The following is an 11,013-nucleotide window of genomic DNA, read 5'->3' as shown; positions in this document are numbered from 1 at the left end:
AGCACTACCGGCAATGCTGCAACCGCAACGAAACTTCAGACGGCACGCACAATCGGCGGGGTGGCATTTGATGGCAGCGCCAATATCGACCTGCCTGGCGTGAATAAAACGGGTAATCAGAGCACAACCGGTAATGCTGCAACCGCAACGAAACTTCAGACGGCAAGAACAATCGGCGGGGTGGCATTTGATGGCACTGCCAATATCAACCTGCCGGGTGTGAACATTGCTGGTAACCAGAACACAACAGGTAATGCTGCAACCGCTACAAAACTGCAAACAGCCCGCACAATCAACGGTGTTAAGTTTGATGGTTCTGCGAACATTTCGATACCAACAATTACGTCCAGAGGGCGTGTTACTGCGCTCACCAGTACAACGCAAGGTGCTACTACTGGATTGCAGATGTATGAGGCGTACAACAACGGCTATCCTTCTGCTTACGGGAATGTGCTTCATCTTAAGGGCGCAACAGCCGCTGGTGAAGGCGAGTTGTTCATAGGTTGGAGCGGTACAAGTGGTGCTCATGCGCCTGTGCATGTACGTTCGCGACGAGATACTGATACAGCCAGTTGGTCTGAGTGGGCGCAGGTCTACACATCGAAAGATTCCATCCCTGGTGTAAATACCACGGGCAACCAGAACACAACTGGGAACGCGGCGTCTGCAACGAAATTACAAACGGCAAGAACTATTGGTGGTGTTTCATTTAATGGCACCGCAAATATCGACCTGCCAGGCGTGAATAAAACAGGTAATCAGAGCACTACCGGCAATGCTGCAACTGCAACGAAACTACAAACAGCGCGCACAATAGGCGGGGTTTCGTTTGATGGCACCGCAAACATCAATCTTCCGGGCGTCAATATTGCCGGGAATCAAAATACAAGTGGTAATGCAGCTACAGCTACCAAGTTAAAAACAGCCAGAAAAATAAGTGGCGTGGCTTTTGATGGTTCCGCCGATATCACATTAACGGCAAGTCATGTTGGTGCGCTAGCAACAAAAGGTGGTACTGTTACCGGTGAAATTATATCCAGCAGCCAAAATGCTATACGCCTAACTTATAATAATAACTATGGATTCCTAATAACTAATACTGGATATAGTTTCCAGATATCAACCACTGGGCAAAATGTTAATGGTGATGTCGTTTACACTCCATTAAAGATAGATGGCGGTGATGGTCGCGTAGAATTAGGACGTGCTGATGGTCATGTAAGGGTTATGGGGAATTTATCTGCCGCTGGTCAGATTACCCCTGGTAACTATAGTAATTTCAACACGAAATATCAGGCTAAAAACACAGCATATGCCAACATTCATGGATGGCATAAGGATACATCAACTAAGGTGATGATGCAGTGGGGGATTATAGCGGCTGTTACTCCAGGAAGCGTAGTTAAATTTCCGACTGCTTTTCCTGAGGCGTGTGCGGTAGTTGTGATTTCACCTAATAGCGGGAATGCTGTTAATGCAATTCTTTATACATATAACAACTCAGCCACTGGTTTTACAGTAAAAAGTAGCTCCACTGATAAAGTATATGCACAGTATGTTGCTTATGGGTATTAAAAATATAGTTAATTAGAATGAAGGCTTTTAAATGGCAAAGTATTACAGCAAAGATACTGGTGGTTTCTACGACGATAGACTAAAAGAAGATTACGATAAAAACGGTTCATGGCCGTCCGATGCTGTACATATACCTGATGACTTATATGATGAATTGTTATCAGGGTATGGCAATGGGAAAATAATAATTGCAAATGGCGATGGTTATCCAATGTTATGTGACCCACAACCTATGAGCTTAGAGGATAGAGTCAGCATTGCTGAAAACACCAAAAGTAGTCTTATGAATGATGTGAGCATAAAAATATCAACGCTTCAGGATGCTGTTGATATGGATATTGCCACTGATGAGGAAATAGAAATGTTGACAAAGTTAAAGAGGTATAGAGTTCTTCTTAATAGAGTTGACACTTCTGTTGATGCAGATATCTCATGGCCTGAGATGCCTGCATAAACAATCATAACAATCCAATCAGCACTGCTTTTTTGATATTTCAAGCCCTCTTTTGTTGAGGGCTTTATTAGTGAGTGCTTTTGTGACCTTTTTTAGTAATACAATCCTTTGGTACAAAAAAGCCGCCGTCCAGTCAATGACGGCGGGCAAAATGAACACTCAGTTAGTGGTATCTGAGAGGGTGGCATTATATTCACTGAATGACGCTTGTGAAGACTCACATGTCATCATTTTGTCTTCAAGAATCAGCTCACATCTTGCGCATTCAAGCGTATTTCTCTTTAAAGCCGTGTTTGGACCATTTGTTGATACGCGAATTTGGCATCCTCCACGCTCTGAGTGACGAGGCTTACGAAGCACCGGGCCATCATATACATCCATTTTGTGTGAACGGCATTTAGTCGGGAAATAACAAACTGGATAAGTTGAAGCGGCGTTAAACGTCATTTCTGGAGGGGTATGTTTGCAGATTATGAAAATCTGGCTGTAGCAGTCATAACATCCCTGCTAAGTGGAACCGGCGTATTCCTTCTCGGAGTTAGAGACGGGCGCATATCTGCGTCACTGCTCAATCTCGCGAGTGAATTGTTTACTGCGGTAACTGCCGGGCTTGCGGGGTTTTGGGTGGCTGATAGCTATGAGTGGCCTGAAGGCATCATTTACTGCGTTGTTCTGATTGCCAGTAACAACGGAAGTGAAATTTTACAGGGCTTGAAGTCCAGAGCTAGTAACGTCTTGAATCTCTTAAGCGTAATAGCGAGTGGGGGAAAAGGTGGAGAGAAGTAATGGGTGACTTTGGAAATTATTTCATTTTTATCATGGCATTTGTTGCCGTTATTGACCGTTTCTTATTTCGTCGCAAGAGCGTTGATATTTTGAGCATTGGCGAAGCTGTAGTGAAAGAGTCTGCTATAGCGTTTCCTGTGTCGCTTCGCGTTAAGCGAAGCTGGGTAAGCAATGCACAAATCGAATATTGGTTGCAGGACTTGAAAAATCCATCTGTGGTTATTTCGGGGAAAACAAGACCAGTTGACGCCTCAAAACGCGGTGAGAGAGAAGAATATTTGCTCATCGACACGAAATATCTTGAGCCAGCGAAGTGGGATCTAAAGGTCACATTGACTAACGGTAATTGCCGCCTGAATCCGCTTTATCGCATTTTCCCTATCAATGACTGCATAGAACGCCAGTTTATGATTGAAAAGTGTGAAGGAGACTGGAATGTCAAATAAGTCTAATTATGTTCTTCTTAATTATGATGAGTTAAACGAAAAGGGGCTGGCAAAACTCGTCAAAGAAATCGGTAAAGGAGGCTACAAGATAGCGAGGGTGATCCCCGCCAGTAATGGCAGGAAGAAAGACGGGATCATGACGCGCACGTTTACCCTTATCGGAATCGATGAGCAGACGATGGACGTTCAGGTTAATGATACTGGTGATATTTCTGGTGTAAAACTGAACGGAAAAATTGTTCCTTTCAAGCCTGTTAAAACGCTGACGGCTTTAGGGCAATCACTGGCTGCTTTATTTAATAAAGGCGCATCATCATTTCAGAAATCATTGGCGCGTAAGTTAGCTCGTGCGGCGAAAGATATTGATGATGGAAATAAGAAAATAAAAGGCGTTAAGTCCAATGCGCAGAAACTAGCAGAGGCAAAGGAATCTCGCGATGCGATCCGCGAGGATATTGAAAGGGCCAAAGAAAAATTAAATCAGGTGCAAGGTAATTCAGACCGCGCAACAAGAGAAACTGAAATCATTAGAACCGAGATGGCGCAGGAACTGGCGAAAACTCGCGTATTGAAAGAAGAAATAGCGCGCCTGGAGGAAGATGCATGATAAAGAAACCTATTCGAATAAATATCCAGTCCACTTTTGCAGATACGCTCACTGGATATACGCCTAATCGTTGGGTGGCGGAAGATATCACCGAGGATGATTTACTTATCGAGCCTGCGACGCTGGAAGATATCGAGCTGGCCTATATGGGCAACGAAATTTTGGTAACTACCAATGAGGCAATGTTCGAAGCTATAACCACAACAAAATTGCGGTTAGCACAAACAATGCGAGCATTTGTCCGGGCGCTTAATCGCGGCCTGAATGGCACTAACATTGCTGCGGGTACGGATGAGGCAGGTGAATATGAAGACGGACGTAATAGTATCGGTGGGGCAATCATTGGGCGCGTGCGCCGGGTTGCTAATATCCCTGTTGTAACAGCACAAATACCTCTAACCGATGGGCAAACGACAAGCATAATTTTCCATTCTCCAACCGCAGACGGCACAAGAATTAAAGGGGATGACGAGCTGGTTGCGTTTCAGTTTCTTCTTAACAAAAGAAACGTTACGCATGTTGTTGCGCCAATCGGTGGGCGTGATGTATCTCTGAGCCAGGTGTGTCAGGCGCTTTCTAACCTCATTGAGCGTAACAGTGCAAAATTCAAAAAAGCAAAGGAGCGCCAGGACAAAATGAAGGCTGATATTGAGGGGTATCTCAATGAAGCCGACAAGCTGGCAGAAGAACGTTCTGTGCTGATTGAGCAGGTTGAAGACGCACAGCGGGGGCTGGCAGAGAAACGCTCAACACTCAATGATATGCAGAATAAATTAGACGCACAAAAAGCCCTTAACGCGGAATTGCAGGCTAAACGCGATAATTTATTGTCAGCTAAGAGCCAAGGAACTAAAGAGCGTGCCTTCAATGATCAACTGCGACACATAAAACATAATCTTGCTACAGAAGGCCAAACAACGCTGGATAATGGTGCTGTAGTTAAGTATGTCACGTCAGGCAGTGATAGCTTTGTCACGATTGAGGCACCAGAAGGCAATTTCAGTATTGATGTCAGTGCTGTTAAAGGTGGGAGTTCAGCGGACGCTGCAACCAAATTACTTAAAGCCTATCGTGAACATAATGCTGATCAATACAAAGTGGATGTGTTGCCTGGTCAGCCTGAGCCAACTGATCAGCCGCAGCCTGAACAGGAGCCACAACCAGAATCACATCCTGATCACCTGGAAGTTGGTAAATATCGCTATGCGCTCCAATCTCGCCCGGCGGGTGTTGGTGCGGTTCCTGAAGGAAATAAAGCTGTACTTGACCGTCCTGATCAGGCTGATCCGTATTACGAATATGCTCGTCACGGAATCATTACGTATGACCGCAAACTGACAGACGAAGAAGTCAGTCAGTACGAGTTGCTATATCTCCCTGGTGACGATGAATTGAAAGAGATTGCAGGCGAATTGGTTGCGTCCAGTATGTCGAACCATATTGATGGCTATGTTGATCTGTTTGGAAGCGACTTGAAAACCTTTAAGGCGCAGATAAAAATCCTCTTCCGCAAAGCATTTCCTAACGTCGCTTATCCACTTGGAGATGGGGAGAACCTTTTTATAATGGATATCTATGACGCGCTTCAGAATCAATCAGAAGTAGTCGAAGCTGAACAGACATTAGATCAGGCACCGGAAGCTGTACAAGAACCAGAACCTGAGTCTGAACCTGAATCCCCCCAAGAGTCTGATACAGGTTCAGATGGGCCAGTAGTTAGTGAGGCTGATCAGGAGGCGGACAGTGCGCTGGAATATCTGAAATCCGTGCCGTTGCAGTTTACGTCCCGTGATTTGACGGTGATTAGAGCGGAGTTTGATCGCATTCAGGAGGCAGCTAATGTTCTTATCAACGCAGGTCGATATGATGAGAACGAGTCACTTGTTGGTGCGGCAGCCGATCACCTGATCAACATTCTGGCAGAGATACAACAAGGGGGCGTGTGGTGAAAATATCAGTAACGGAGCGCCTTAGCTTAGGCAAAGAACTGTCTGAGCTGATGTCAGCGCAAAAAAGCGCGACTGCGGTACAACGTGTCACTATTGGCGTGCGGATAGTTGAAGTGATGATGAAGCTGGGGCTTGGTTCATCGAATAATCCAGCACAACAGCAAGAAGAGGAAGTGCAACCGGCGGCACAAGAAACGCCTAAAATTGTTGCTGACTTCCTTAGTGGTGCATTTACTAAATCATCACAAATGGAGTTCATCGATGCTTTGAGAGGCATATCTCAATATATTGGTGAATTTTTGACACTCGATCAGGCCAAAGAACAGACCGTAAACTGGGTTTCAGCTAACGGGTACGCAGCGTGAAAGAAAGGGGCAGCAATGCCCCATTTTTAATCAGAAAATAATGTCGTCAACCTTTATATTATTGTTTATTTTACTTCTGAGAACGGCTATCTGGATCACTGCAGGTATTGTAACGCGATAAGCTGTGCCCCCAATGTCAACTAACGTCCATGCGGCCGTTATTGCCCATCCAATTGGACCGGCTAAAAGGCTTACTATTCTAACTAAAGTAGCATTTGCTGCAATTGTTAAACCACGACCGATCAATGCCTTTAGTATAACATTGGCTAACATAACTGTAATTTGATATGATCGGAATCCGCCACTATTAAAAATATATTGTATTGCAGCCAGCATCGCTTCACGATTGAATGTTTTTAAGTTTACTAAGCCAAATTCTAAAGCAAGTTCTTTTATGTCTTGCTGCGACATCTTATCTAAAGCATCACTTAAAATCTTCATAAGAAGATTTCTCTCAATCACACCCACTTCGCTTTCAGAATTAAAGTTTACTTTTAGCCTTTTACATACATCAATAAGAATTTCTTTATAGTAAACTCCTTTTCCACCACGCAACAATGTTGCAAATGTATTTCCACCATAGCATTGGATTTCGGCTGCAATTTCACGCCAGTATAAGCTATGTTGAGGTCTAAATTGCTTATATAGTGGGTTGTTTGATAATTCTTCAGTCCAGCGTTTTTTCCCATCGCTGTCATAAATCAACAGATTGACCAGATCATCTAGATCACAATCGCTGCACTGCGATAAAAATGTTAAATCTCTATCTGCGCGATAAGCCATATCCACACTCCACTTGCTTAAATAATGTTTACACCTAACTTATTGACAATAACCATATAAATTGTTGAGCATTTTGTTATGCTGTCTTTATATTCTTTTGTTAATATTTCCTCCAAATGCTCACCAACAAATTTCCTCATAATATTATTCATTGTATGTAGCTTGGTATATATATTTTTCCCATCTATAAGATTATCACGCTCAACAGGTGAATAAGATACTACCCAGCCTTTTTCAATTAACACCCGTGCGGACTCTGTAGATATGTTAAGTAGGACGCATGGATCTATATCCACAACCTTACAAAACTTTAACATATTCTCTACTGAGAGAGCCGATTTACCATTTTCAATTTTCCCCCAACCAGCACTTGTCATACCTAGCTTGTTTGCTATGTCTAATTGGGTGATTCCTTTCTCCTCGCGAAGGTCTCGAATATGAAATGCCAAAATTGTCAAATAAGATGTTTTCATCATCACCCTCCGATATCTACCATGATACTAATTTTTTATTAAACTGCAAGTTTAATAAACTGGGTGTAGCACTGATTTTCTGTTAGAGATGTCGATGAGATAAATTCGGTTGATATTTATCCTGTAAAAATGGGGGAGGGGGGGAAGGGCTTAACCTCATGATGTTCGAAGACAAAACAGAACAAAGTGATTTCAGGCTGAAAACCTGACCTGGCTGCTGGACACCCCGGATAACCTCCGGGGGATTCGGTATTTCTTCTTTGAATAGAGCGTTTTTAACAAATACCCCGTAAATCCTCGCCCAGCCAGGGCGGGGAGCAGTCACCGCATTGGTGTGACAGATACGGCGATATTTTTATTCAGTTGATGCAGTGCCAGCTCGACAGTTTCAACTTTTGATGAATGTTCGACGTCGAGAAGCCGATCAATCTGTGTTCCATTTTTTCCGAGTTTGCGCGCCAACTCTGCTTTGCGTGTGCCGGTTTCTATCATCGCGTTGTGGAGTGCAGCCTTCATTGCTGGTAGCACTGGCAAAGAGACAACGTACTCACCTTCTTTTGGCTCGCTACCAGTGGGCACAGGTCGGCGTTCTTCAATCTCAATCGCAACCGCTGCGACCAATCCATAACCAGCCTCAAGCAACGCTTCTTCAACTGATTCACCCACGGAATTAAACAATGGTAGGTCGCGGCATGATACGACATACGCGCCGGTTCTGTCGTCGCGCTCCAGCTTTACCGGAAAGTTAAACATAAAGAAGCTCCTAGTGAAAAAGGCTGGGGCTTAAAGCCCCCTGGTCCTTCATTATTTTCTTGCGTAGCGGTTCAGGCATTTCCTTTGAACCGTGGCCCGGGAAAAACGACCGCTTTCCGTTCAGGTTCGCTTTCTGATGACTGCCGCCACCAGGCGCTTTCGTGACTGCTCCCCGCCCTGTCGGGCAAGGCTTCCCACTTCTCAGGCCGCAACCGTCTGTTCGACGGATTTACGCTGGCCTCCATGGACAGAAACGACGAGTCCCGCCGCCTTTAGTTCCAGTATTCCTTTTTGCCGGATGTTGAGTGCCGCATTGATATCGCGGTCATGTTCTCCTCCACATTCAGGGCATCGCCAGATGCGTTTATGAAGTGGCATTTCCGGCGTTTTGTAACCACAACAATGGCACGTTTTCGAACTGGCAAACCACTGGTCGAGTTTTACCAGGTGAACGCCTTTTGTCGCTGCCTTGTACTCCAGCTTTGTGATGAAGCTGTGCCAGCCAGCATCACCTATCGCTCTTGCCAGATTGTGGTTTTTCATCATGTTGGCTGTTTTCAGCGTCTCCACAATTACCGCTTGGTTTTCGTCGACAATCGCGCGAGAGAGCTTGTGTTGAAAATCAGCACGGGCATTCGCCACCCGTTCGTGTAAGGCCGCAAGACGGATTCTGGCCTTTTTACGATTCGCGCTTCCCTTTTGCTTACGGGATAATGCTTTTTGTTTGCGTCGCAGATTACGACCTGCATTGATGAGATGGCGAGGATTCGGAACTTTTACAGCATCAGAAGTGATGGCATAGTGCTCCAGCCCCATATCCAGACCTGTAATCTTTTCTTCCTTCAGGTACGTGGGTTTCTCTGGTGCGGAAGCGCCATCGTCACGAAGAATGGAAGCGTAGTATTTCCCCGTTGCAGAACGGGTGACAGTGATGCTTTTCAGCTTTCCATGAAGTTCACGATGAAGGCGTGCTTCTATCGGGGCCAGTTTGGGGATTTTGATGGCATTATCCAGCACCTTAATCCCGACACAGTGATAGCTCGATTGTTTTCCGTGTTTGCGTTTAAACGTCGGGAACCGCGCTTTCAGCTTCGGATTAAAAAAGTTGGAAAATGCCACATCAAGATTGATTACCGCCTGTTGCAATGCCATTGAATCAAATTCTTTGAGCCAGGCATACTTACGGGACTTCTTCGCTACAGACAGCAACGGCTTCAAATCTTTGCGCGGATTTAAATTCACCCCATATCGCCGGTAAGCGTGTTTTTTGATGTGAAGAGCTTTATTGTACGCAAAGCGTACCGCGCCGAACTGGGCATTGAGATACTTTGCCTGTTCCGGTGTTGGATAGATGCGTACTTTTGTTGCTCTTAACATAGTCACTGCTCATTGGTACAGGTTTTTATGCTAACACCGTAATAATATTTTTAAAGCCCTGTGGGCTTTTCCGCCTTTCCTCCCCGCCCGCATTGGGCGAGGGTTCTCGGCGGTTGTTTGCTGAATACTTCACAAGTTTCCTTATGCGATTTATCCATCGTGGGCGATAAGAATGGCAACACAAAAGATATAAAACACAACAAAAATGTTTATAAATATAACTTTTGTGTTTGGTGGTTGCGTTTTTGGAAAAGCATTTCTGCATATGAAAAAACATCAGCATATGGTGAAAACAACGAAAAATTACTGATGAAATCACACACTGGATAAGCTGCCACGAAATCGGAAACCTTTTGCGGTGAATCATGGCAACGAAAGACAAAAACAAGGGCTTTATGTCGGCATTGAAGAAAGCCTTCAGCGGTGGTGATGTTACGCCTGCCGATCCGGTCGTATTTGCGAGCGGGCATAGCGTCGTTGCTCGTTCTGGCCTGTCCGCCTTGCGTCCTGGCATCCTGGGGAGCAATAGCGATGGCATGACAAGCGCGGCGGATACTGTATCTATATCGGCAGAATTACCGAGTGACCGCCTGCAAAAATACAACATACTGGAGACGATGGCGAAAAGTCCGACTATCTCCACAGCATTAAACATTCACATTGCGCATTCTCTGGCTCCATCAAAAAAAACAGGCCTCGCATTTATTCTCTCTCCGAAAAATGGGGCGGATAAGGAGGCTGTAAGTCGATGTGAGGAATTGACCGCTGATTTAAGCTCAATGATTAATGATGGCCTGCCATCGTGGGCCATGATCATGGCTATTTTCGGTGTGTCGTATATCCGTCCATATGCAGAGCAAGGGAAGGGGATAACTGGAATTGAGTCGAGCTATTACACGCTCCCTCATTTCGTTCAGGAGTTTTATCGCGGTAGCCAACTTGTCGGATTCAGCGGTGATTATATTCTGGATACGCATACTTTGCGCAGAGTTATAACCGAACCGTGGAATCTGGTTTCCATGAAAAACCCGTACTGGACGCCTCAGCATAAAGTAATGCCAGTAACTTACGGCACTAAAGGCTATTCCTTGCTTAGTGAACAGCAGGACAAGCCGTTAATGGAGACGCAGAACTACGGTACGTCGTTTCTTGAATACAGTTATGAACCCTACCTGAATTTATGTGCCGCGCTTGCTGCGCTGAAAGCAACGCGAAACAACGCTGCAAAAATTGATCGCCTGATTGCACTCACAACGAACACGATAGATCCGGTAAATGCGGCGAATTATACGCGCGGGGTCAGCCAGGCACTGAAGCGTCATAGCGACCTCGTAGCGCAACGGTCGATTAATTCTAATGCTCTCCCATCTGTACTTAACCATCTGATACCCGTCATGGGGGATGGGAAGAACGGGATCACCATTGATACGCAATCTATACCCGCA

Annotated in this window: 10 protein-coding genes and 2 pseudogenes; 8 read left to right on the top strand and 4 right to left on the bottom strand. The window is 45.1% G+C overall.

The annotated features are described in order from the left end of the window. From A1SC_RS25860 to A1SC_RS11990, 7 genes and pseudogenes are all read left to right on the top strand, one after another. Positions 1-1,575, top strand: a pseudogene (locus A1SC_RS25860) (hypothetical protein); the annotation flags it as partial. A 31-nt stretch (positions 1,576-1,606) separates the two neighbouring features. After that, complete coding sequence (locus A1SC_RS11965) at positions 1,607-2,029, top strand: tail fiber assembly protein (protein WP_016262348.1); 423 nt, start codon at positions 1,607-1,609, stop codon at positions 2,027-2,029. Between the two features lie 459 nt (positions 2,030-2,488). Continuing rightward, the gene (locus A1SC_RS11970) at positions 2,489-2,815 is read left to right on the top strand and encodes a hypothetical protein (protein WP_016262346.1); all 327 of its coding nucleotides are present in this window, start codon (positions 2,489-2,491) and stop codon (positions 2,813-2,815) included. Further along, positions 2,815-3,261 carry a hypothetical protein gene (locus A1SC_RS11975; protein WP_016262345.1) on the top strand — a complete coding sequence of 149 codons (447 nt, stop codon included), beginning with the start codon at positions 2,815-2,817 and terminating at the stop codon, positions 3,259-3,261. Before A1SC_RS11970 ends, A1SC_RS11975 begins: the two co-directional genes overlap by 1 nt. Then, positions 3,251-3,868: a defense against restriction DarA-related protein gene (locus A1SC_RS11980; RefSeq protein WP_016262344.1), complete on the top strand. Its 618-nt coding sequence runs from the start codon at positions 3,251-3,253 to the stop codon at positions 3,866-3,868. The genes A1SC_RS11975 and A1SC_RS11980 overlap by 11 nt, the downstream gene beginning before the upstream one ends. Further along, positions 3,865-5,817 carry an antirestriction phage head protein DarA gene (locus A1SC_RS11985; protein WP_016262343.1) on the top strand — a complete coding sequence of 651 codons (1,953 nt, stop codon included), beginning with the start codon at positions 3,865-3,867 and terminating at the stop codon, positions 5,815-5,817. Before A1SC_RS11980 ends, A1SC_RS11985 begins: the two co-directional genes overlap by 4 nt. Then, entirely contained in the window at positions 5,814-6,182 is a 369-nt protein-coding gene (locus A1SC_RS11990; protein ID WP_016262342.1) for a hypothetical protein, read from the top strand. Before A1SC_RS11985 ends, A1SC_RS11990 begins: the two co-directional genes overlap by 4 nt. A 30-nt stretch (positions 6,183-6,212) precedes the next feature. Here A1SC_RS11990 and A1SC_RS11995 read toward each other — a convergent pair whose 3' ends face one another. The 4 genes from A1SC_RS11995 to A1SC_RS12010 all read right to left on the bottom strand — a co-directional run bounded on the left by A1SC_RS11995 (position 6,213) and on the right by A1SC_RS12010 (position 9,568). Further along, positions 6,213-6,965, bottom strand: a complete 753-nt coding sequence (locus A1SC_RS11995) for a YaaW family protein (RefSeq protein ID WP_016262341.1) — start codon at positions 6,963-6,965, stop codon at positions 6,213-6,215. A 17-nt stretch (positions 6,966-6,982) separates the two neighbouring features. Then, entirely contained in the window at positions 6,983-7,441 is a 459-nt protein-coding gene (locus tag A1SC_RS12000; RefSeq protein ID WP_262263739.1) for a helix-turn-helix domain-containing protein, read from the bottom strand. 318 nt (positions 7,442-7,759) lie between these two features. Further along, positions 7,760-8,191: a type II toxin-antitoxin system HicB family antitoxin gene (locus A1SC_RS12005; protein ID WP_016262339.1), complete on the bottom strand. Its 432-nt coding sequence runs from the start codon at positions 8,189-8,191 to the stop codon at positions 7,760-7,762. Positions 8,192-8,392: 201 nt separating this feature from the next. Next, entirely contained in the window at positions 8,393-9,568 is a 1,176-nt protein-coding gene (locus A1SC_RS12010; protein WP_016262338.1) for an RNA-guided endonuclease InsQ/TnpB family protein, read from the bottom strand. 365 nt (positions 9,569-9,933) lie between these two features. Between A1SC_RS12010 and A1SC_RS25455 the strand changes: the two are divergent. After that, positions 9,934-11,013 (top strand): annotated as a pseudogene (locus A1SC_RS25455) (phage portal protein); the annotation flags it as partial.

Origin of the sequence: Escherichia sp. KTE52 (genome assembly GCF_000408325.1) — a bacterium.
GTDB classification, from domain to species: domain Bacteria; phylum Pseudomonadota; class Gammaproteobacteria; order Enterobacterales; family Enterobacteriaceae; genus Escherichia; species Escherichia marmotae.
The sequence above is the reverse complement of the archived record's forward strand: the minus strand, read 5'-3'. Positions and strand labels throughout refer to the sequence as shown.

Bases quoted from the DNA above. Each gene is read 5' to 3' on its own strand.
- A1SC_RS11975 (WP_016262345.1), top strand. From the start codon at position 2,815: ATGGGTGACTTTGGAAATTATTTCATTTTTATCATGGCATTTGTTGCC.
- A1SC_RS11980 (WP_016262344.1), top strand. From the start codon at position 3,251: ATGTCAAATAAGTCTAATTATGTTCTTCTTAATTATGATGAGTTAAAC.
- A1SC_RS11970 (WP_016262346.1), top strand. From the start codon at position 2,489: ATGTTTGCAGATTATGAAAATCTGGCTGTAGCAGTCATAACATCCCTG.
- A1SC_RS12005 (WP_016262339.1), bottom strand. From the start codon at position 8,191: ATGTTTAACTTTCCGGTAAAGCTGGAGCGCGACGACAGAACCGGCGCG.
- A1SC_RS11965 (WP_016262348.1), top strand. From the start codon at position 1,607: ATGGCAAAGTATTACAGCAAAGATACTGGTGGTTTCTACGACGATAGA.
- A1SC_RS12000 (WP_262263739.1), bottom strand. From the start codon at position 7,441: ATGATGAAAACATCTTATTTGACAATTTTGGCATTTCATATTCGAGAC.
- A1SC_RS12010 (WP_016262338.1), bottom strand. From the start codon at position 9,568: ATGTTAAGAGCAACAAAAGTACGCATCTATCCAACACCGGAACAGGCA.
- A1SC_RS11985 (WP_016262343.1), top strand. From the start codon at position 3,865: ATGATAAAGAAACCTATTCGAATAAATATCCAGTCCACTTTTGCAGAT.
- A1SC_RS11995 (WP_016262341.1), bottom strand. From the start codon at position 6,965: ATGGCTTATCGCGCAGATAGAGATTTAACATTTTTATCGCAGTGCAGC.